Here is a 21,348-nt window from a genome sequence, read left to right as displayed (position 1 = left end):
TGCCAGGTGAACCGCCTGCATGGTAGGCGATTACGTAAACTTTCTGGAGATCAGCGGCCCGACACCGTTCAGCACGGCGTCCACCTTTCTCCCTTCGACCGCCGCGGCCAGGTTGTCCAGGGTGGCTGTGAGCAGGCGGCCGGTGGCCTCGGGAGTGACGCCCGCGACGTGCGGGGAGAGCAGCACGTTCGGCAGGTCGCGCAGCGGATCGCCGGGCGGCAGCGGCTCCACGTCGAAGACGTCGAGTGCCGCTCCGCCCAGGTGCCCGGAGCGCAGCGCCTCGGTGAGCGAGCCCTGGTCCACGACCCCGCCCCTGGCCGCGTTGATCAGCAGGGCGCCCTGCTTCATGCGTGCCGGGTCGACGAGGCCGCGGGTCTCGTCCGACAGCGCGATGACGGCGACCACGACGTCGGCGGCGGCCACGAGCGCGTCCAGGGCCTCGAAGCCGGGGTCGGGGCGCGGCGTGCGGGTCCAGTAGGACACCTCGCAGCCGAGCGCGCGGAACAGCGTGACGCACTCCGCGCCGATCGGTCCGTAGCCGACCACGCCGACGCGGCGGCCGCGCAGTTCGCGGGGTTGCAGGCCCTGCTGGGGCCACTCGCCCGCGCGCACGGCCGCGTCGGCGGCGGCCAGCTTGCGCGACAACGACAGCGTGGCGGCCAGGCACCACTCCGCCACCGCGACGGCGCTGACGCCGGGGGTGTTGGCCAGGGGCACCCCGGCCGCGGCCAGGGCGTCGAGGTCGTGACCGTCGACGCCCACGGACGGCTGCTGCACGAACGCCAGCCGGGGCGCGGCGGCGACCGCCTCGGCGTCCAGCGCGAGCGTGCCCGTCCAGTCGCCGAGCACGATCTCCGCCTCCGGGAGCGCCGCCAGGAGCGCGTCGCGCTCGCGGGCCGCGGGAACGCGCACGGCCACCCGGTCGCCGAGCGGCGCGAGCAGGCGGCGCATCACCTCTTCGGGGAGCGGGGGCAGGGCGAGCAGGTTCCAGGGTTTCATGCGCCTACGGTAAAGCTGCTGATCACCTGCCGCATCAGTTCCCTGTTGCGGCGCCACTGCCCCTCGGTGACCGTCCAGGACAGGATGTAGGCGGTGTCGCCGATCGCGACCGCCCTGCGCACCTCGCGGTAGCGGACGCCCGGCCGTACCCAGCGCGCGTCGCCCGCCTCGCCGGCCGTCCAGGAGAACTCCCACTCCACGGCCTTGACGCCCTGGTGGGTGATCCTCCTGAGACCGCGGTCGACGACGTTGACGGCGTTCTGCTTGAACGTCTCCTCGGAGTCGCGGATGATCTGGTGCGGGTCGAGCTCGGCGTAGACGGCCTCGACCCCGAGGTGCGCGCTCCTGTCCTTGCGGGTCCACTCGGTGTACGCCTCGGCGAGCGCGCCCCGCCAGCCCGTCGGCCGCATGATCGACCAGCCGTCCCGCGACTTCCACGCCCGCACGATCGGGACGGCCCTGGTCATGCTCGGCGTGGCCGTGGCCGTGGGCGTGGGCGAGGCGCTCGGCTGCGTCGCCGTGGCGACCGGCGTGAGCGGGCTGCTCACCGCGGCCGGACGCGTGGTGGTGCGCGGCGTGCCCTCCGCCGGGGCGGCGAACTCGAGGTAGGCCACCGTGCCGCCCGCGATGACCAGCACCGCCGCGGCGCCGGCCGCGAGCAGGGCCCGGCCGCGGCGCCTGCCCGGCTTCCTCTCCTCGACGTGCTGGTCGTCGTGCGAGGGCCGGTTCGCGATGATGGCCGCGAACAGCCGGTCGGCCTCCTCCGCGTCGATCCGGTCCTCGGGCTCCTTCTGCAGCAGGCCGCGCAGCACCTCGTGCAGGGCCGGCGGGATCCTGCGGTAGTCGGGCTCCTCGTTGAGCAGGGCGTTGAGCGTCGCCATGGGGTCGCCGCGCTCGAACGGCGAGCGCCCCACCATGCAGGCGTAGAGCGTGGCCCCCAGCGACCACAGGTCAGAGGCGGGTCCGGCGTCGGCGGCGCGGACCCGTTCGGGAGCGAGGAAGCTCGGCGAGCCGGTGACCATGCCGGTCTGGGTGAGCGACGCGTCGCCCTCGGCGGTGGCGATGCCGAAGTCGGTGAGCACGGCGCGGCCGTCGTCGGCCAGCAGGATGTTGCTGGGTTTGACGTCGCGGTGCAGGATGCCGGCCTCGTGCGCGGCCTTCAGCGCCGACAGCACCTGCCGGCCGACGACCGCCGCCTCGCGTACGGGCAGGGCGCCGGTGGTGAGCACGACCTCCTCAAGTGACGGGTGCCGCACCAGCTCCATCACGATCCACGGCCGGCCACCGTCCTCGGCCACGTCATAGATCGCGACCACGGACGGATGGTTGAGCTGGGCCGCGGTGCGCGCCTCCCGGGCCGTACGCAGGAGTTGCCGCTCCTGGTCGGCGGGCGAGAAGCCCTCGGGCAGCAGCAATTCCTTGACGGCCACCTGCCGATTGAGCAAGGTGTCGCGGCCTTCCCAGACCACGCCCATCCCCCCGCGGCCCAGTTCGCGCAGCAACTGGTAGCGCCCTGCGATGAGGCGGTTGCTCTCCGAAACCATGTCCTACCCCTGTAGCGGCGAGCGCCTGCCACGGGACGACCGCTGGACGCGGGAGTCCGTGGAGGCGCGTACGCCTTCTGCAGACACCCGCCGTACGCGGCCGCCTGTAGACCATCCGAACAGTGGGCAAGTTTCCCATACCTCCCCCAACTTCGCGGGAAGGTCGCGAAGGTCGCGAGGCTCGGAAGGGCGGCTTGCCACGGGCGACCGAAGGTTGTTCTACTGGAGCTGGGCTCACACCGAGGAGACGTACATGCCTGATGATCGCCGTGGCCCGCTGGCCGGAGTGCGCGTGCTGGAACTCGCCGGACTCGCTCCAGGGCCGTTCGCCGGGATGATGCTAGCCGATCACGGCGCGGAAGTCCTGCGTGTGGACCGTGTCAAGGCGGTTTCCGACCGGCCGCGCGCCGACGTCATGGACCGCGGCAAGCGCACGATCGGGCTGGATCTGAAGGCCCCGGAGGGCGTGTCGGCGTTCAAGGAGCTGGCCCGGCACGCCGACGTGGTGATCGAGGTGTTCCGGCCCGGGGTGGCCGAGCGGCTCGGCATCGGGCCGGACGACCTGCACGCCGTGAACGAGCGGCTGATCTACGGCCGGATGACCGGCTGGGGGCAGGACGGGCCGCTCGCCTCCACGGCCGGGCACGACATCGACTACGTCGCCGTTTCCGGCGTCCTGTCGATGCTGGGCCGCGAAGGCGACAAACCGACGCCACCGATCAACATCCTCGGCGACTTCGCCGGCGGCGGGCTCATGCTCGCGTACGGCGTGCTGCTCGCCCTGTTCGAACGGGAGCGCACCGGCAGGGGCAGAGTGATCGACGCGGCCATGGTCGACGGCGCGGCGATCCTGTTCTCCATGTTCTACCAGGCCGTGCAGAGCGGCCTGTGGGGGCCGCGCGGCACGAACCTGCTCGACACCGGCGCCCCGCAGTACGACACCTACGAGACGGCCGACGGCGGGTACGTCGCCGTGGGGGCGCTGGAGCCGCAGTTCTGGGAGGCGATGGTGACCCTGATGGGCCTGACCGACCTGCCCGACAGGAACGACAGGGCGCAGTGGCCGGCGCTGAGGGCCCGCCTGGCGGCGGAGTTCAGGACGCGGACGCGGGCCGAGTGGGAGGCCCTCTTCGAGGGTTCGGACGCCTGCGTCTCCCCCGTGCTGTCCATGGCGGAGGCCGCCGCGCACCCGCACAACGTCGCCAGAGGCGCGTTCGTCGAGGTCGGCGGCGTGACCCATCCCGTGCCCGCGCCCCGCCTGCTGGGCGTGCCCGCCCAGGATCTGTCACCCGCCACCCGCCAGGCCGACCTGTCGGCCTGGGGCCTGTCGCCGGAGGAGGCGGAGAAGCTACGCGCCCAGGGAGTGCTCGCCTAGCGGGCCCTCGTCACGGCGTGGGCCGAATAGTTCTTCAGCGTGATCGAGTCGTGCAGACGCACCCCCTTCGCGGCGCCGATCCTGCTCGCCGCCCTGGTCACGGCCGACGGCAGGTAGTGGATCAGCCGTGCGGCCTGGGCCAGCGTCCACAACTCGAACCGGCTGCCGGGCACCAGGCGCTTGGCCGCGGCGATGGCGAAGGCCCTGCTGCGGTGTACGTACGCGCCGATCTCCGCCTCGTAGGCGGGGAAGGCCCGCGTGTGGTCGCCGCCATGGGCGGCCAGCTCGCCCGCCAGGATGTACGCCCCCACGACCGCCAGGCTCGTGCTGCCCCCGACGGCCGGCCCGGGGCAGTAGCCGGCGTCGCCGACCAGGGTCACCCGGCCCCGTGACCAGGTGTCCAGGCGGAGCTGGGTGATGGAGTCGAAGTAGAAGGCCGGCGTACGGTCCAGCTCGTCCATGAGCCGCGGCACCTCCCAGCCCGCATCGGCGAAGTGCTCGCGCAGCCATTGCTTCTGGCGGGCGACGTCCCTGTGGTGGTAGTCGAGCGGCTCGGGGGTCCGGAACAGGAACACGGCCCGCGCGTCGGCCATGTGCGCCGCGCTGTAGAGCGCGGCCATCCTGCCGACCCCCGCCAGGCCCTCCATCCGGCCGTCGAGCCCCAGGTGGTCGGGCACCGAGGCGACGGCCAGGTAGGCGCCGATCCACGAGGTGAAGCGCGACTCGGGGCCGAAGATCAGGCGGCGCACGTTGGAGTGCAGGCCGTCGGCGCCGATCACGAGGTCGTACGCGCCCGTCCTGCCGCTGTCGAAGACCACCTCCCCGCAGTCGGAGATCGAGGCAATGGAGTCGCCGAAGACGTAGCCGGCGTCGTGCCGGGTGGCGTCGTAGAGGATCTCGCTCAGGTCGTCGCGCATGATCTCGGCGTGCCGGTCGGAGACCGCCGACATGAGGCGGCGCACCTCCAGGTCCACGGGGCGCGCGTGCCCCTCCCTGTACATCGTGAGCAGGTCCGTGCCGGTCCTCCTGGCCAGGACCTGCTCCAGCACGCCCATCCGCTCGACGATGTCCATCGCGGGCCGGAACAGGTCGACGGCGTGGCCACCGCTCTTCCGCAGCGCGGGAGCACGTTCCACGACGGTGACCTCGAAGCCGTACCGGCCGAGCCAGTACGCCAGCGCCGGGCCTGCCACGCTCGCACCCGAGATGAGGATCCGCACCGCACTCTCCTTACTTAACGGATGGTAAGTACGACGCTAGCACGAGCCCTTACTTAACGGAAGGTAAGGGATAGCCTTGGCCCATGCCCAGTGACACCAGAGCCCGCATCCAGGCGGTCGCCCGCGAACTCTTCGTCGAGCAGGGCGTGCGCAACACCAGCCTGCGGCAGATCTCCGACCGGCTGGGCATCACCAAGCCCGCGCTCTACTACCACTTCGCCTCACGCGACGACCTCGTGCGCAGCATCGTCCAGCCACTGATCGACGACCACGACAAGTTCGTCACGGCGCGGACGCCCGGCGACCCGCGCGAGCTGCTGGACGACTATTTCGAGATGATCTGGCGGCACCGGCAGGTGCTCGTCATGGTGATCAGGGAGCTGGCCACGCTGGGCCAGCTCGAACTGGCCGACCGCATGTTCGACTGGCGGCGCCGGCTCGTCGCCCTGTTGTTCGGCGCGGACCTCACACAGGAGCAGCGCATCCGGGCCACGGTGGCGCTCGGCGGGATGTCCGACTGCGCGGTCGAATACGCCGGCCTGCCGATCGAGGAGGTCAAGCCGACGGCCGTCCAGGCGGCGGCCGACGCGCTCGGCCTCTGATCCATCCGTGTCCGGCCCTCGCTAGAGCGCGATGAACAGGTCGGCGCCGTCGCGGTGGTGCACCTCCAGATCCGTGGTGAACGCGCGCGCCGGCGAACCGCCCGACTCGGTGTAGTGCCACACCTGCTGCCACGCCTCCACGAGGGCTTGCGGCATCGAGCCGCGGGCCTCCAGCTTCAGCGACTTGGCCGCCGGCACCCGGACGGCCACCATGGCCTCGGGCAACCGCGGCACGGTGCGCACGCCGATGCCGACGATCTGCGTGAAAGCCCCGTTGTGGTCGCTCTCGTAGTCCGTCAGCACGGCGTAGAGGTTCTCGTCCACGCGTCCCGGCACGTGCGCGAAAGCCCCCGGCGCACCCGCTCGCTTCCAGAGCGCGGGCAGTTTGGCGCGCTCCGGATCCTTCTCGTCGGCGTTCGTGGTACGTACGGCGAAGCCGACCACGGTCAGCTCGGCCCGTTCGGTGACGTCCACAGGCCCTCCCTCCCCCAAAAGTGTCCCGGCCGATCATAAGCCCCCGAGAAAGGGGGAAACCCTTGGCACACCCTGTCACCACATAAGATGGATGAACGTGAAATTTCTCAATGACCTCGAGCCTCCGTACGATCTGACCTACAGCGACGTGTTCATGGTCCCGTCGCGGTCCTCGATCGGCTCGCGGCTCGCGGTCGACCTCTCGTCCAACGACGGCACCGGCACCACCATCCCCCTCGTCGTGGCCAACATGACCGCGGTCGCCGGCCGGCGCATGGCCGAGACCGTGGCGCGGCGCGGCGGCATCACCGTGATCCCGCAGGACATCCCGCTGGACGTCGTGGCCGACGTGGTCGACTGGGTCAAGAAACGCGACCTCGTGCACGACACGCCGCTCACCCTCACCCCGCACGACACGGTCGGCGAGGCGCTGCACCTGCTGCCCAAGCGTGCGCACAACGCCGTCATCGTGGTCGACTGGGACAACCAGCCCGTCGGCGTCGTGACCGAGGCCGACTGCGAGGGCGTGGACATGTACACCCAGCTCTCCGAGGTCATGTCGAGCGAGCTGCTGACGCTGCCCGCCGGGCTCGACCCGCGCACGGCCTTCGACCGGCTGCACGAGGGCCGCCACCGGCTGGCGCCCATCGTCGACGCCGCCGGGCGGCTGGTCGGCATCCTCACCCGCATGGGCGCGCTGCGCGCCACCCTCTACCAGCCCGCCGTCGACTCCCGGAACCGGCTGCGCATCGCCGCCGCCGTCGGCGTGAACGGCGACGTGGCCGCCAGGGCCTCGGAACTGCTCGACGCCGGGATCGACTGCCTGGTCGTGGACACCGCCCACGGCCACCAGGACAAGATGATCTCCGCGCTCCGCGCCGTCAAGGCGCTCGACGCCCCCGTCCCCGTCGCGGCCGGCAACGTGGTGACCGCCGAAGGGGTACACGATCTGGTCGCCGCCGGGGCCGACATCGTCAAGGTCGGAGTGGGCCCCGGCGCCATGTGCACCACGCGGATGATGACCGGGGTCGGCCGGCCGCAGTTCTCGGCGGTCGTCGAGTGCGCGGCCGAGGCCCGGCGGCTGGGGCGGCACGCGTGGGCCGACGGCGGCGTGCGGCACCCGCGCGACGTGGCCCTGGCGCTGGCCGCCGGCGCCTCCAACGTGATGATCGGGTCCTGGTTCGCGGGCACGTACGAGTCGCCGGGAGACACCCGTACGGACGCCAACGGGCGCAAGTACAAGGAGAACTTCGGCATGGCCTCCGCGCGGGCCGTGCGGCTCAGGACGGCCGACGACTCGGCTTTCGAGCGGGCCAGGAAGGCCGTGTTCGAGGAGGGCATCTCGACGTCCAGGATGTACCTGGATCCGAAACGGCCCAGCGTGGAGGACCAGATCGACGCCATCGTGGCCGGGCTGCGCTCGTCGTGCACGTACGCGGGGGCCTCCGACCTGGAGGAGTTCCACCGGCAGGCGGTCGTCGGCGTCCAGAGCTCGTCCGGCTACGCCGAAGGCATGCCCCTGCACCAGAGCTGGTGACCGCGCGCCCCGCCGTTTCCCGACCGGGGGCGGGCGACGGTGTCCCGAGCGCATAGAGTCGTCGGGTCAGTTCTCATCGTCAACAGGAGCACTTCGTGGCACTCGAGAAGCCCGAGATCGACTTCCCCGGGGGCAACCCGCCCGCCGACCTGGAGATCGTCGACCTGACCGTCGGCGACGGCCAGGAGGCCAAGCCCGGCCACAACGTACGCGTCCACTACGTGGGCGTCGCGTTCTCGACCGGGGAGGAGTTCGACGCGTCGTGGAACCGCGGCGAGGCGTTCGAGTTCCCCCTCGGCGGTGGGCGGGTCATCGCCGGCTGGGACCAGGGCGTCGCGGGCATGAAGGTCGGGGGCCGGCGCAAGCTGGTCATCCCGCCGCACCTCGGCTACGGCAGCCGCGGCGCGGGCGCCCGCATCAAGCCGAACGAGACGCTCATCTTCGTCGTCGACCTGCTCGGCGTCAGCTAGCTTCTCCCTCCTTCCGGGAGGGCCCGCCCTGGTCACCCGGTCGAAGCCGGTCCCGAAGGCCACCTTCCAGCACCACCAGCGGAGCCGTCCTTCGGGCCCGGCGCGGAAGCCACCTTCTGGCCCGGGGCTGCGGCAGCCGCCATGGGCCCGGCGCTCGGCGCAGCCGTTCTCAGCGCGCCTAAGCGCTCACGTCGCTCGCGCACCGGGCGAATCACTGAGAATCCTTGAGTCCGGTGGACGGAAATGTCGGCCACGTGAGGCACCATGAACGTGTGCTTCTGATCGACGTGGTCCGGGTGTCCGAGGCGGTGACGCGCACGTCCGCCAGGCTGGGCAAGATCGGTCATCTGGCGGAGCTGCTGGGCCGGGTCGGCCCCGGCGAAGCCGAGATCGCGATCTCCTATCTCTCGGGTGAGCTGCCCCAGCGGCAGGTGGGCGTCGGCTGGCGCACGCTGGAGGATCTCCCCCAGCCCAAGCTGGCCGCCACCGCCACGCTGACCGCCGTCGACGCGTTGCTGAGCACGATCAAGGCGGTGTCCGGGCAGGGCTCGCAAACGGCGCGCAAGACGCTGGTGGCGGAGCTGTTCGCGGGGCTGACCAGCCAGGAGCAGCAGTTCATGAGCCGGCTGCTCCACGGCGAGCTGCGGCAGGGCGCGCTCGACGGCGTGATGATCGAGGCGGTGGCCAAGGCGTCGGGCGCTCCCGCGAGCGACGTGCGCCGCGCGCTCACGCTGCGCGGTTCGCTGCCCGCCGTCGGGGCTGCCGCGCTGGCCGGCGGGGTGGCGGCGTTGCACGCGTTCCGGCTGGAGGTGGGGCGGGCGGTCTCGCCCATGCTGGCGGGCAGCGCGCCCAACGTGGCGGCCGCCCTCGAGAAGGCGGGCACGCCCGCGGCGCTGGAGTGGAAGCTCGACGGGGTCCGGGTGCAGACCCACCGCGCGGGCTCGGAGGTCAAGGTCTTCACCCGCACACTCGACGACATCACGCCGCAGGTTCCCGAGCTGGTCGAGGCCGTGCTGGCGATGCCCGCGGACGATCTGGTGCTCGACGGCGAGGTGATCGCCCTGCGCCCCGACGGGCGGCCGCACCCGTTCCAGGTGACGGCGAGCCGGGTGTCCAGCAAGACGGATGTCGCACGGCTGCGCGAGCGGACACCGCTCAGCGTGTTCTTCTTCGACGCGCTGCGGGTCGACGGCGCCGACCTGCTCGACCAGCCCTACGCCCGGCGCCAGGAGGCGCTGACCCGCGTGGTCCCCCGAGGGCTGCTGACCCCGCGGCTGATCGCGGACGAGGTGACGGAGGCCGAGCAGTTCTTCACCGACGTGGTGAAGGCCGGCCACGAGGGCCTGGTGGTCAAGTCCCTGGCCTCCCCCTACGCGGCGGGCCGCCGTGGCGCCGGCTGGATCAAGGTCAAGCCGCGTCACACGCTCGACCTGGTCGTGCTGGCGGCCGAGTGGGGCCACGGGCGGCGCCAGGGCAAGCTGTCCAATCTCCATCTGGGGGCCAGAGACCCCGAGGGCGGGTTCGTGATGCTCGGCAAGACCTTCAAAGGCATGACGGACGAGTTGCTCGCCTGGCAGACCGAGCGTTTCCTCGAGCTCGCCGAAGGCCCCACCGACGGCTGGACGGTCAGGGTGCGGCCGGAGGTGGTCGTGGAGATCGCCTTCGACGGGGTGCAGCGTTCACCCCGCTACCCGGGCGGCATGGCCCTCCGCTTCGCCCGCGTCCTGCGCTACCGCCCCGACAAACGGGTCGAGGACGCCGACACGGTCGAGACCGTACGCGCCCTGATGGTGTGATCTTTACGGCCTCGCGACCCACCGGAGGCGGGCCGTCGAGGGCGTCGGCGCGGTCGCTGCACAGCCGCGCCGCTCTCCCCCACCCCGCACGGTCGCGCTGATCCTTTCCGCCGGCCGTAGCCCGCGTCCCGCGATGCGACCGGCCTCGGACACCGGGTCGTCCCCTCAGATCATGCTCACACCGCCTCCGGCGCGAGCGGTGTCCTCGATGACGTACATGTGCCGGTCCTCGGCCGGCTGCCACACCGCTGGGGCGAGTCCGTGAGATGAGTCACTTAATGTCCCATTAAGTTGCCTTTACTTGCTGTTTGTCGCATATGTTCGTCCTCGTCGCGCGGGCCCCCAGCCCGCCCGCGGATCGGCCGCCGTACGCCCTCGCACCCCTCGCGCCCGGCCTTTCCCTGCCCTGTCCCCTAGGTAGGACCCGTGGTTCACGTTGGGCCAGCATTCCCGCAAGCCGTCTCCGCATGACCGCAAGCTCTCTCCCGCCAAGCGGTGGACCGCCGTCGCAGCCGGCGCCGCCGTCGTCTGCGCCGCCTCGACGACCGCCTGGGCCGCCTTCGGCAACGATGACTCCACTCGGCGCACGATGGGCGCCGCTACCGGCCAGGCCACCACCTCGGATGAAGCCGCCCGCCGGAACAGCCCGCGCCCGTCCCTCCTCTCCAAGACCCCGGCGGCCCGCCCGAAGACGACGACATCCCCTGAGTCCGGCGGTGACACCGGCTCCCAGGGGTCCGCGACCCGCGGCCCTGGCGCGAAGGCAGCCCAGCGTGCAGGCGCGAGAACGGAATCCCAGGGGTCCGGGGCGAAGGCTGAGGCCCGGGGATCGGGAACGAAGATCGATTCCCAGGAGACGGCGAGCCCCGGATCACCCAAGCCGACCACGCGTTCCTCGAAGCCCAAGCTTCGTGTGTTGTCGTCCGGCAGGTGCGGCGCTTCCTACTACGGCGACCCTCAGATGACGGCCAGCGGCGAGCGCTTCAACCCCTTGGCGATGACCGCCGCGCACAAGACCCTCCCGTTGGGCAGCAAGGTCCGCGTGATCAACCCGGCCAGCGGGGAGGCGGTCACGGTCCGCATCAACGACCGCGGCCCGTACATCGGCGGCCGCTGCCTCGACCTGTCCAGGGCCGCCTTCGCCGCCATCGGCACCATCAGTGCCGGTGTGATGAAGGTCAAGTATCAGGTGCTGGCCCGCTGACCCTGGCTACAGCCGACGGCCGGTAGGACGACGACCGGCCGGGAAGCTCGAAGCCGGGCGTACGCCTGGCAGGACGCGACCCGCCCCGCGGAGGTCAGGGCCTCGGCGGGGCGGACGCGGACGAACGGGACGGGACGTCGTGTCACTTCACCAGGCGGAGCGTCATCGGGTAGCGGAAGTTGCCCTCCGTCAGGGCCGAGACGCCGCCGACGATCGCGAGGACCACCGCCACGACCCAGATGATCGGCACCAGCACGACGCCGATGATGGTGAAGGGCAGCAAGATCGACGCTCCCACGAGCGTGATCTGGAAGTTGAGCGCCTCCAGCGCCTGCCGGCGGATATAGGGGGAGGTCTTGCCTCCGGTGAGCAGCAGGATCAGCGGTGCCACGATCGGTACGCCGAGCAGCAGCACCATGTGGCCGAGTGCGGCGCCGAGGCGTTCGTTGCTCTCCGGCGCACGCTCGTGGCGGACCTCGGCCGCGGGAGGAGAGGCGAGCTTGGGCACGACCTGAGTGCCGTAGATCTCGGTCATGATCGGCATCAGGTCACCGTGCGTGCGCGCCGTCATCGCGCGCTCCAGCCGGTCGTCGAACTCGAGCTTGTCGAAGCGGCCCTCAGCGTAGGCGGCCTTGACGTGCTCCACCACGTGCTCTCGGTCCTGGTTGGTGACGCGCAGTTGAGCTGGCGGCACCTGTCCCGGCCCAGGGGTTGTCGGTACCCCAGCCATCATCGCCATGCCTCTCCTCGGTGAGAATCGAACGGTCTCCCCCCATACTGCGTCTTCGAAGGCCAGGGTGCTATCCGGAGAATCCCCGATCCGTCCCTTAGATCATCCCCGGGCGCGGAGCCCTCAGATCGTATAAAAAGGATTCATGAGATGGCGCGACCGCTACGGCCTGCGTCGGCTGCGCGGCCCCAAAGTCGCAAAGTTCGACCGTGAGGCGACAGACGCCGACATCGAAGCGCTCATCGCCTTTGCCCGTTCGCGGCGTGGCGTCGAGTTCTACGTCGAGCCAGAGACTTTCGCCACCGACACGACCGCTGTGGCGGTGGCCGACGACGGCGAGTGGACCAGGCGGAGGGTCGGCTCACCGGCCGTCATCCGCAAGGTCGCTCGCGATCTCGCCCTGCCGGTGTATGACGTTCAGCTCACCGGATATCCGCGGCGGATGCGCGATTACAACGAGCGCCGCCGCCGCGAGGAGGACACCCTCTGAATCGCCGGGAATTCAATTCCCCCTCCGTGCGATTCACCAGGCGGCCGAGGGTCATATCCATCTGCAGGGTCCAGGGTATTCGCAGGCCACGGACCACGGGTGGACGGCTATTCGAGGGGTGGGGGCTGCGCCTCGTCGTCGAGCAGGTTGACCAGGGGCAGCAACCACGCCGCGTGTACGGGCCCCATGGCGGCGTCGAGCTCGGCCGGGGTGGGGAGACGGTCTCGCAGGACGCTCGGGGAGAGCAGGTTCTGCAGGGCGTGCATGAGGAGGTTGGCCATCGAGTAGCCGGGGTCGACGGTCAGGGCGCGCTCGAGGGCGATGGTGGCCTGGACGTTGTTTCCCGCGCGCCAGGCCGCCATGGCCAGGAGGGAGGCGGCCGGTGGCGTGAAGCGGGGCTCCAGCCTGCGCGTCAGGTCTTTCCACAGGGATGCGTGGGATTCGTCCATGAGGGTCCAGGCCTCGTCGCGGACGCGGATGATCGCCAGGTCCAAGCCGAGCCTGGCGGCCTCGGCGTCGTCCAGGCGGCCGCCCTCGGCGTGGGTCCGCACCGCCGACCGGACCCGGGCCAGGCCCTCCGAGACGAACCGCCGGGCGTAGGCGTCGAGGTCGGGAGTGGCGGTGAGCCCGGCCCTGACCTCCGCGACCGCGTCGGACGTGGCCCGCTGCATCGCCATGCGCACCGGGCCCGTGACAGGGGCCAGCGTGTGCTCCAGCGCCTCGCGGTCGGGCAGGGCCACCAGGCCCCGGACCGTCGCCTCCGCGGCGATCCGGCTGGTGGACGGGTCGTAGGGGGTGCCTTCCGCGGGGCAACATCTGGGGACATCGCAGATGTAGGACCAGTAGCGGCCCTCATGGGCGCGTAGTGCCTCCCCCACGTGGACGCCGGCCCGCGGAGCCAGCCGCCTGACCTCGTCGACCGCCGGGGTCACCACCTTGCCGGGACCGTAGCCGATGATCACGATCTCCGTGACGCTCTCCCGCTGCAGGAGGGGGCCCAGCGGGTCGAGGGTGCCGGGCTCCAGCGGGAGACCCCACCGGGCCACGACCTTGGTCGCGCCGTGGTCGATGCCGATCACGACGAGGGAGGTTTTCGGGTGGAAACCCACCAGGTAGGGGACGGCTGCGAGGACGTCGGAAGGGCTGGCCAGGGTGAGGCGGGGCTCGTCGGTGAAGGCGGGAGCGGGAGTGGAGCTGTCGGTCGTCATGGGCCCCAAGGTTGCCGGGAGCGGGCGAGGGGCGGACGAGCCGAAAGTCGTTCTGGGGATGGAGCGAGGTGTCGGGCTGAGGCTGTGGACAACCCGGAGCCGGCTCAACCGGTGAAGGGCTCGACGGCGAGGCGGCCCCAGGCGACGAAGGCCGCGAGCGCCAGGTAGACCACGTTCAGCGCGACGAGCGGGTATTCGCCGCGGCGGCCGTGGGTGATCCCCGCGCCGATCATCAGCAGGATCCAGCAGACGGCGGTCACCGGCACCATCACCGGGGCGATGCCCAGCGCGGCGGGCAGGATGAAGCCCGCCGCGGCCAGGAACTCCAGGATGCCCAGGGTCTTGACGAAGCCGGCGCTCACCTGCCCGGTCCATCCCCCGCCATGGGCCGCGGCCAGCTTTTCCTGGGGGATGAAGGTCTTGGTGAAGCCGCCGAGCATGGCCACGGCGGCCAGCAGTCCGGCGGCGATCCACAATGCGAGGTTCATCAGCTGCTCCTGAAACGAAAGGTGTGCAGCCTCTATGACGAGACACCCATTACTGCTGTGACATCGGCGGGGCCGCCGGTGAGCTGGGCCGAGGGTCTGAGGAGGTGGCGCGTTCCCTGCCCGCGAAGCACCTCAGGGTGCCGGGTCGGGGCTGGGGGTGGAGGCGGGTGCCAGACGGGTGCGTACGAGAAGTGCGGCGCCGGCCACGGCCGCGGGCATGGCGATGACCGCCACGAACGGGATGAGGAAGAGCAGGAACACGGCCACCCCGAACCCCAGTGTGGCGGCCTTGTTGGCGCGGAGGAGGGCGAAGCGTTCCTTGCGGGCCATGCCGCGCCGTTCCAGGGCCAGCGTGGTGAGCTCCACTGTCATGAAAAATCCGGAAACGGCCGCTCCCAGCACCGGCACCACCGTCTGCCCCACCACGGGGACGAACCCGAGCGCGAACAGCGGAACCGTGAAGAGCAGCACGTAGAACAGCGTGACCAGGCTGTCGCGGATGGACCGCGGCAGCGTGCGCCACCAGGGCTGCTCGTCCTCCGTCTCCAGCACGTCGACCGCCCCCGACAACTTCTCGTAGAACGGATCACCGATCGCCAGCGTGAGCGCGACGAACGTCAGCACCGCCAGCGCCAGGCCGCCGAGGAACAGGGCGACGCCCACGAGCGCGCGGAACGCCTCCCGCCAGCTCCACGAGTCGGCGAACGGCGTGAGGAACGCGGCCAGATCGGTCGCGTTGGTGCCGAGGAAGATCAGCGCGACCACGTAGACGGCGAACGCGACGAGCGCCGGGATGAGCCCGAACAGCCACCAGCGCCCGTTGCGGGAGACCCAGCCGAACCCCTGGAGGAAGAAGCCCACGCCGGAGAAGAAGTCACGCACTGATCGCATGTCCGGCAGGCTAGCGCCAGAAAGCCGTCACCGCGTAGCCGAGCTCCGCGAACAGGTCGCGAAGGAGCGGCAGCGAGATGCCGAGCACGTTGCCGTGGTCGCCCTCGATCCCTTCGACGAACCATCCGCCGCGCCCTTCGATGCTGAAGGCCCCGGCCAGGGAGAGCGGCTCGCCGGTGTCGACGTAGGCGGCGATCTCCTCGGGGGAGGGCCGGCCGAAGTGCACCACGGTGGTGGCGGTCTCCGCCGCCTGCCGGCCGGCGGCGACGTCGATGACGCAGTGGCCCGTGACGAGCCGCCCCGTGCGGCCCCGCAGCAGCCGCCACCGCTCCAGGGCCTCCTCGGGCGTGGCCGGCTTGCCGTAGGGGCGGCCGTCGAGCTCGAGGATCGAGTCGCAGCCGATGACCAGCCCTTCGTCCAGCCCGCTCGCGACCGCCTCGGCCTTGGCCTTGGCCAGCACCAGGCTCAGCGCCGCCGGGGAGTAGGCCGAATAGGCCTCCTCGTCGACGCCGCTGACGATGACCTTGGGGTCGAGGCCCGCGCTGCGCAGGAGAGCCAGGCGGGCGGAGGAGGCTGAGGCCAGAACGATCACTCGCACAGCCTACCGGTCACCAGTCGGGGGTCGCTGTGCCCGGTGTGATCTCACGCCTGCTCGCGCTCCTGCGGTTGCGGGTGAGGGCCGCCGTGTCGTACGGGCTGTCCCGCTGCGCGGGCGGACCGCCGAAGATGCCGTCGAGCAGGGTCGTGACCAGGTCGTCCAGCTTCGCGGGAAGTGTGGACCGTTCGTGGTCGAGCTCGTCGGCCAGGGAGCGCGCGTCCAGGCGACGCGCGGCGGCGCGGTCGGCGAGCAGCGACATGATCATGGGGGCGACCAGCGGCAGCAGCTTCATCATGGCCCCGGGGTGCACCGCGGCGAGCTGCGACAACCCGGCCGCCGCCCGCTCGGTGCCCTGACCGCCGAACACGTGCCCGAGGATGTTGTGGCCGTCGCGGGTCAGCGAGGCCACGTCGCCGTTGAACGGGTCGGTGTCCTTGTGGTCGTCCAGGGCGCTGAGCAGGGCGTCGGCGCCGTCAAGCTGCTCGGCGTCGCGGGCCATGCCTCCGATGATCGTGCCCGCGACGGCCTGGGTCACGATGCGGGCCGTGGCCGGGTCGGTGCCGAGCATCCCGGCGACCTGTTCCAGTCCTGAGTCTCCGAGCCCGGCGAGAAGCTCGTCAGTCAGTGTCACGACAAGTCCCCCGATCGTTGTCCGAACATCTGCCCCGGCCACAATCGGCGTCAACGTCCGGATTGCCTATTTCTCGGAAAATTCCCTCGGCCGGCTCCCGGCGGTGTCCGTGGACCGGCTCAACAGGCCCGCGGCGGCGTACGCACCGGCCTCGTCGAGGGTCTCGTGCTCCAGCAGCGCCTCCACGATCGCGTCAAGCTTGTCGCGGTTGTCGCTGAGCACCTGGACGGCGCGCTCGTAGCACTCGTCCACGATGCGCCGCGCCTCCTCGTCGACCATGGCGAGCGTGACAGGCGAGGCCTGGGGCTGCTGGCCGTCGTTGGGCAGGATGGTCAGCGGGCCGATCTTCTCCGACATGCCCCAGCGGCCGACCATGCCGCGGGCGATCATCGTGACCTGTTCGAGGTCGTTCTCGGCGCCGGTGGTGATGACGCCGAACACGACCTGCTCGGCCGCCATGCCGCCGAGCGCGCCGGTGATGCGCCCGCGGAGATATTGCTCGTCGTAGGCGTAACGGTCGCTGTCGGGGGTGGACAGCGTGACGCCGAGCGCCCGGCCGCGCGGGATGATGGAGATCTTCCTGACCGGGTCGGCGCCCGGCTGGAGCATCCCGAGCAGCGCGTGCCCGGCCTCGTGGAAGGCGGTCCTGGTGCGCTCGTCCTCCGGCATGACGATGCTGCGGGCCGCGCCGAGCTGCAGTTTCTCCAGCGCGTCGGTGAAGTCGGCCGTCGAGACCTTCTCCTTGCCGCGCTTGGCGGCAAGGAGGGCCGCCTCGTTGACGAGGTTGGCCAGGTCGGCGCCGGTCATGCCGGGGGTGGTCTTGGCGAGCTGGTCGAGGCCGACCTCGGGGTCGAGCGGCACGCCTCTCGTGTGCACCGCCAGGATCGCGGTGCGGCCGGCCGCGTCGGGCAGGCCCACCTGCACCGTACGGTCGAAGCGCCCGGGACGCAGCAGCGCCGGGTCGAGGATCTCGGGGCGGTTGGTGGCCCCGATGACGATCACGCCCTCGGCCCCGGAGAAGCCGTCCATCTCGGTGAGGATCTGGTTGAGCGTCTGCTCGCGCTCGTCGTGCCCGCCGACGCCGCCGGCGCCGCCCCTGGCCCGGCCGATGGCGTCGATCTCGTCGATGAACACGATCGACGGCGCCACCTTCCGCGCCTCCTCGAACAGGTCGCGCACGCGCGAGGCGCCCACGCCGACGATCATCTCGATGAACTCGGAGGCGCTGGCCGAGAAATAGGGCACCTTGGCCTCGCCCGCGACCGCCCTGGCCAGCAGCGTCTTGCCGGTGCCCGGAGGGCCCGCGAGCAGCACGCCCTTGGGCAGCTTCGCGCCCAGCCTGCGGTATTTGTCGGGGTCTTTGAGGTAGTCGACGATCTCGACGAGCTCGTTCTCGACCTCGTCGATGCCGGCGACGTCGTCGAACGTGACACGCACCTGCGCGGCCTCGACCGGCTTGGCCGCCTTCGACTTGCCGAGCCCGCCCAGGCCGCCGCCGCCCATCATGCTGGCGCCCCGCCGCATGATCCAGATCCACAGGCCCGCCAGCAGCAGCACGGGCAGCAGCGAGAACAGCAGGTTGGAGAAGAACCCGCGCGTGATCGGCTTGGAGGTGATCTCGACCTGCCCGTTGGCCAGCTGCTGGTCGAGCTGGTCGGTGTTGGCGAAGGCCGGGATCTCGGTGGCGAACTTGGTGTAGGGCTCGTTGCTCTCGGGGTTCTTCGCCGCCGATCTGAGGTCACCCTCGACGGAAAGGCCCTCGGCGTAGATGTCCTTGACGTTCTTCGCGTTCACCTGCTTGGTGAACTCGGTGTACGAGATCGTCTCGACCGAGCCGCTGTCGACGAATGACGAGACCACGAAGAAGGCCGCGTACACGATCAGAAGGGTGACGGCGAACCGCCACCAGTTGATCTTGGGTCGCCCTCCGGGTGTGCCGGGCAGGCCTTCCGAACGCCAGGGCGGCTTGCCCTTGCCCTTGTCGGATGCCTGCGGCGCTCCAGAGCGTTCCACGGCGTCACTCCCCCAAATCGCCGCATTCAATGATCTTCCTAGCCTAGGACACGTACCCCTGCGGCCACGCGGCCGACATCGGGCCAGTGCTTGCGCTGCGTGTCAGGCACTGTGACGAACGCCAGGCCGGGCTTGCTCATTCCCCCGTCTATGACGACGACGGCCGCCCGGGAGGAGTGTTTTCCGTACTTCACCCGATAAAGCAGCATCCATCCGCGCTTGACCGGTTGCGCGGCCAGCCAGGTGATCCGGGAGCCCTTGGGGTGGTGGTTGAGCGTCCAGCGGGCGGCCAGCAGCGCCGTGTCGCGCGGCGACCTCTGCCTCATGATCGGGAGCGGGCAGGTCACGAGGATCCCGCGCAGGCTCGTGCCGCGCTGCCTGGGCAGCACCTGCTTGGTGGTGAACGGCGCCGGGTTGTGCGCCTTCCACGGCCGGCCCAGCCTCGGCACGGCCAGCCCGGTGCGCCGGTCCTTGAGGACCCGCCTGGCGGGCGGGCGCATCTTGATCTTCTTGACCTTGGAGGTCAGCTTGGGGATGCGCGGGTCGGCGTACAGCGCCTCCATGGCCGTGTAGCCGGGCGCGAGCGAGGCGCCGGGGGTGGGTGACGCCTTCGCCGCCTCGACGGGCTCGCTGACCGCGGGGGAGGGTGCGGGGCCGGACGAGGACGGTGCGGCCGGCGGCGCGGTTACCGGCCCCGCCGCGACCTCGTCCGGCCCTGACGGGAGCACCACCACGACCAGCGTCACGGCGACGGCCACGACGGCGACGGCCACGACGAGCCCCCGGTACACCACCCGCATGCGGAGATCACCGATGCGGGAGCGTTTGGGCGGAGAAGCAGGGATCCAAGGTCTGGAAGCGGTTCTCACGCGGGAACCCTTGATCTCATCTTCCCCATCGAGCACGAGCGGAGCGTACGACATATCCCGCCATGGCGTCCTCGAAGCGACCGAAGTGCAATCATGGCGTCGTGGAACGGGTGGAGCTGCGCTTCGATCAAGCCTCCAGAGCAGCCCAAACCCATGCAAACCCCGGCGGCGTTCTGACCGACGTGTTCACGCCCTGAAGACGCGCCCGGCGAGCCAGGGCGCGTCCGCGACGAACGTGCACGAACCCGGCTCGATCTCGGTGAACCCGGCGTCGCGCACGACGGGCAGCCCGCCGGCCACCCTGGCGTCGAAGTCGCCCTGTGCGCAGGCCCGGCGCACTGACACCGCCATCCCGCGCTCCCGCCAGGCGGCACGCTCGCCGGCGTCGCTGGCCCACCACGCGAGCTGGGCGGCGTGCCCGGCCTGCGCCATGGCCTTGCCCGCGGACATCTCCAGCTTGGGGTTCTCCCACAGGATCGGCGGCTCGGCGGGAGGCGCCTCGGCGGTGTCGGCCAGTTCGGTGCCCGACACCTGCAGCCGCGCGAGGTCTCTCGGCCAGTCGTCGAGCGGCACCGGCGGATGCACGCGCACCTCTGCCGTGCGGTGCCCGATCGTGCGCCCCGGCAGCGCGAGCGCCCGCCGCCACTCGGCGCCCCGAGCCCGGCGCACGACCTTGCGAATCTTGCCGGTGGACTGCCAGGCGTGCAGCTCGGCGGCCCACTCGCCCGGGTCGGCCAGCAGGCTCAGCACGGCCATGGCGGCGGCTTCCAGGGCGTCGGTGCGCTCGGGGGGCGCGGCCCGCTCGATCCTGACGACCAGCGGCAGGACGTAAAGCTCGGTGTTCATCGCTCTCTGAGGTTCATCGCTTGCTCGGGTTTCGTCGCCTCCCTAGCATGCCCGATCGCCAGGGACATGCCGGCGGCCACCAGGCAGAGGGCGCCGGCGGCGTACCAGGCGAGGTCGTAGGCGCCCAGGTGGTCGCGGGTGAGGCCGGCCCCGAACGCGGCGATCGCGGCCCCGACCTGGTGCGCGCCGAACACCCAGCCGAACACGACGGCTCCGTCGGTTCCGTAGACGCGCCGGCACAGGGCGACCGTGGGCGGCACGGTCGCCACCCAGTCCAGGCCGTAGAAGACGATGAAGATCAGCATGCTCGGCTCTGTCGTGGCCGCGAACAGGCCGGGCAGCACCATCAGAGAGAGCCCGCGCAGCCCGTAGTAGACGCCGAGGAGCACCTTCGGGTCGATCTTGTCGCTCAGCCAGCCGGACGCGACCGTGCCCACGATGTCGAAGATCCCGATGACCGCCAGGAGGCCCGCGGCGACGGGCTCGGCCATGCCGTGGTCGTGCGCGGCGGGGATGAAGTGGGTGCCGACCAGTCCGTTCGTGCTGGCTCCGCAGATCGCGAAACCACCCGCCAGCATCCAGAACGGCCGTGTCCGCGCCGCCGCGGCGAGCACGGTGACGGCTCTGAGGGCGGCGTTGGCCGTGCTGGGCGCCGTGCGCACCGCACCAGGTTGCGCGCCCAGCGCCGTGGTGCCCACGTCCTCGGGCCGGTCGCGGAGCAGCCACCACACGAACGGCACCACGGCCAGCGCCGCCGCGGCCACGGTCAGCGAGGCGAAGCGCCATCCCGGGCCCTGAGCGAGGTGCGCGAGCACGGGCAGGAAGACGAGTTGCCCGGTGGCGCCTCCCGCGGTCAGCACGCCGGTGACCAGCCCGCGGTGGCGGACGAACCAGCGGTCCACCACCGTCGCGGCGAACACCAGCGCCATCGACCCCGTGCCGAGCCCGACCAGCACGCCCCAGAGCAGCAGGAGGTGCCAGCTCGCCGTCATCAGCACGGTGAGCCCGCTGCCGCAGGCGATCAGCAGCAGCGCCACGGCGACCACGCGCCGCATGCCGAAACGGTCCATCAGGGCGGCGGCGAAGGGAGCGGTGAGGCCGTAGAGCACCAGGTTGATCGAGACGGCCAGCGAGATCGTGCCGGCCGACCAGCCGAACTCCTCCCGCAGCGGGGTGATCAGCACACCGGGGGTGGCGCGGAACCCGGCCGCGCCCAGGATCGTCACGAAGGCCACGGCCGCGACGTACCAGGCCCGGTGCAGCCCGCGACGGGTGGGGGTGGTGCTCAAAGTCATGCGCCCATCCTGGTCGAACCCCCCAGGTGGTCACGAGTGGCCGAAAAGCCAATATCTGCAAGAATCCA

21 protein-coding genes are annotated in these 21,348 nt (G+C 71.1%); 7 read left to right on the top strand and 14 right to left on the bottom strand.

The features are described 5' to 3' along the window. Positions 1-30: 30 nt before the first annotated feature. Together ABGA98_RS09560 and ABGA98_RS09555 are read right to left on the bottom strand one after the other, a co-directional pair. Complete coding sequence (locus tag ABGA98_RS09560; RefSeq protein WP_347617828.1) at positions 31-999, bottom strand: NAD(P)-dependent oxidoreductase; 969 nt, start codon at positions 997-999, stop codon at positions 31-33. Then, positions 996-2,543 (bottom strand): serine/threonine-protein kinase, encoded by a 1,548-nt coding sequence (locus ABGA98_RS09555; RefSeq protein ID WP_347617827.1) that lies wholly within the window; start codon positions 2,541-2,543, stop codon positions 996-998. Before ABGA98_RS09555 ends, ABGA98_RS09560 begins: the two co-directional genes overlap by 4 nt. A 253-nt stretch (positions 2,544-2,796) precedes the next feature. Here ABGA98_RS09555 and ABGA98_RS09550 point away from each other — a divergent pair, with 253 nt between their 5' ends. Beyond that, a complete protein-coding gene (locus ABGA98_RS09550) occupies positions 2,797-3,918 on the top strand; it encodes a CaiB/BaiF CoA-transferase family protein (protein ID WP_347617826.1) in 1,122 nt (373 codons plus the stop codon). Here the strand turns inward: ABGA98_RS09550 and ABGA98_RS09545 are convergent. Then, positions 3,915-5,138 (bottom strand): FAD-dependent monooxygenase, encoded by a 1,224-nt coding sequence (locus tag ABGA98_RS09545; protein WP_347617825.1) that lies wholly within the window; start codon positions 5,136-5,138, stop codon positions 3,915-3,917. The two genes, ABGA98_RS09550 and ABGA98_RS09545, sit on opposite strands and share 4 nt — an antisense overlap. 83 nt (positions 5,139-5,221) lie before the next feature. Here ABGA98_RS09545 and ABGA98_RS09540 point away from each other — a divergent pair, with 83 nt between their 5' ends. Next, positions 5,222-5,740 carry a helix-turn-helix domain-containing protein gene (locus tag ABGA98_RS09540; protein ID WP_347617824.1) on the top strand — a complete coding sequence of 173 codons (519 nt, stop codon included), beginning with the start codon at positions 5,222-5,224 and terminating at the stop codon, positions 5,738-5,740. Positions 5,741-5,761: 21 nt separating this feature from the next. Here the strand turns inward: ABGA98_RS09540 and ABGA98_RS09535 are convergent, their stop codons facing one another. Further along, positions 5,762-6,214: a GyrI-like domain-containing protein gene (locus ABGA98_RS09535; RefSeq protein ID WP_347617823.1), complete on the bottom strand. Its 453-nt coding sequence runs from the start codon at positions 6,212-6,214 to the stop codon at positions 5,762-5,764. A gap of 97 nt (positions 6,215-6,311) precedes the next feature. Between ABGA98_RS09535 and ABGA98_RS09530 the strand changes: the two genes are divergently transcribed. The 4 genes from ABGA98_RS09530 (at position 6,312) to ABGA98_RS09515 (ending at position 11,221) form a co-directional block, all read left to right on the top strand. Next, complete coding sequence (locus tag ABGA98_RS09530; RefSeq protein ID WP_347617822.1) at positions 6,312-7,751, top strand: GuaB1 family IMP dehydrogenase-related protein; 1,440 nt, start codon at positions 6,312-6,314, stop codon at positions 7,749-7,751. Between the two features lie 95 nt (positions 7,752-7,846). Then, positions 7,847-8,221, top strand: coding sequence for an FKBP-type peptidyl-prolyl cis-trans isomerase (locus ABGA98_RS09525; protein ID WP_132516184.1), 375 nt, complete (start codon positions 7,847-7,849; stop codon positions 8,219-8,221). A 272-nt stretch (positions 8,222-8,493) separates the two neighbouring features. Beyond that, positions 8,494-10,017 (top strand): ATP-dependent DNA ligase, encoded by a 1,524-nt coding sequence (locus ABGA98_RS09520; RefSeq protein WP_347617821.1) that lies wholly within the window; start codon positions 8,494-8,496, stop codon positions 10,015-10,017. Between the two features lie 913 nt (positions 10,018-10,930). Next, a complete protein-coding gene (locus ABGA98_RS09515) occupies positions 10,931-11,221 on the top strand; it encodes a septal ring lytic transglycosylase RlpA family protein (RefSeq protein WP_347617820.1) in 291 nt (96 codons plus the stop codon). Positions 11,222-11,363: 142 nt separating this feature from the next. On the opposite strand, the gene ABGA98_RS09510 is transcribed toward ABGA98_RS09515, so the two are convergent. Then, on the bottom strand, positions 11,364-11,915 hold the full coding sequence (locus ABGA98_RS09510; RefSeq protein ID WP_347617819.1) for a DUF1707 and DUF4870 domain-containing protein: 552 nt from the start codon (positions 11,913-11,915) through the stop codon (positions 11,364-11,366). Between the two features lie 181 nt (positions 11,916-12,096). On the opposite strand from ABGA98_RS09510, the gene ABGA98_RS09505 reads away from it, so the two are divergent. Next, the gene (locus tag ABGA98_RS09505) at positions 12,097-12,441 is read left to right on the top strand and encodes a hypothetical protein (protein WP_347617818.1); all 345 of its coding nucleotides are present in this window, start codon (positions 12,097-12,099) and stop codon (positions 12,439-12,441) included. Positions 12,442-12,548: 107 nt separating this feature from the next. Here ABGA98_RS09505 and ABGA98_RS09500 read toward each other — a convergent pair whose 3' ends face one another. From ABGA98_RS09500 to ABGA98_RS09460, 9 genes are all read right to left on the bottom strand, one after another. Continuing rightward, positions 12,549-13,649 carry a DUF4192 domain-containing protein gene (locus tag ABGA98_RS09500; protein ID WP_347617817.1) on the bottom strand — a complete coding sequence of 367 codons (1,101 nt, stop codon included), beginning with the start codon at positions 13,647-13,649 and terminating at the stop codon, positions 12,549-12,551. Between the two features lie 104 nt (positions 13,650-13,753). Further along, on the bottom strand, positions 13,754-14,137 hold the full coding sequence (locus tag ABGA98_RS09495; RefSeq protein ID WP_347617816.1) for a DoxX family protein: 384 nt from the start codon (positions 14,135-14,137) through the stop codon (positions 13,754-13,756). Positions 14,138-14,269: 132 nt separating this feature from the next. After that, positions 14,270-15,028, bottom strand: coding sequence for an EI24 domain-containing protein (locus tag ABGA98_RS09490; RefSeq protein ID WP_347617815.1), 759 nt, complete (start codon positions 15,026-15,028; stop codon positions 14,270-14,272). A gap of 10 nt (positions 15,029-15,038) precedes the next feature. Then, positions 15,039-15,620, bottom strand: coding sequence for a nucleoside triphosphate pyrophosphatase (locus ABGA98_RS09485; protein ID WP_347617814.1), 582 nt, complete (start codon positions 15,618-15,620; stop codon positions 15,039-15,041). Positions 15,621-15,636: 16 nt separating this feature from the next. Then, a complete protein-coding gene (locus tag ABGA98_RS09480; protein WP_347617813.1) occupies positions 15,637-16,257 on the bottom strand; it encodes a DUF937 domain-containing protein in 621 nt (206 codons plus the stop codon). A 66-nt stretch (positions 16,258-16,323) separates the two neighbouring features. Then, complete coding sequence (gene ftsH, locus ABGA98_RS09475) at positions 16,324-18,270, bottom strand: ATP-dependent zinc metalloprotease FtsH (protein WP_347617812.1); 1,947 nt, start codon at positions 18,268-18,270, stop codon at positions 16,324-16,326. A 38-nt stretch (positions 18,271-18,308) separates the two neighbouring features. Then, positions 18,309-19,070 (bottom strand): hypothetical protein, encoded by a 762-nt coding sequence (locus ABGA98_RS09470; protein WP_347617811.1) that lies wholly within the window; start codon positions 19,068-19,070, stop codon positions 18,309-18,311. A gap of 255 nt (positions 19,071-19,325) precedes the next feature. Further along, entirely contained in the window at positions 19,326-19,985 is a 660-nt protein-coding gene (locus tag ABGA98_RS09465; protein WP_347617810.1) for a peptidyl-tRNA hydrolase, read from the bottom strand. Continuing rightward, positions 19,982-21,280: an MFS transporter gene (locus ABGA98_RS09460; RefSeq protein WP_347617809.1), complete on the bottom strand. Its 1,299-nt coding sequence runs from the start codon at positions 21,278-21,280 to the stop codon at positions 19,982-19,984. The genes ABGA98_RS09465 and ABGA98_RS09460 overlap by 4 nt, the downstream gene beginning before the upstream one ends. Positions 21,281-21,348 lie beyond the last annotated feature (68 nt).

The sequence above is a fragment of the Nonomuraea sp. B1E8 genome (genome assembly GCF_039871515.1).
In the GTDB taxonomy this organism is placed as follows: Bacteria; Actinomycetota; Actinomycetes; order Streptosporangiales; family Streptosporangiaceae; genus Nonomuraea.
The sequence above is the reverse complement of the archived record's forward strand: the minus strand, read 5'-3'. Positions and strand labels throughout refer to the sequence as shown.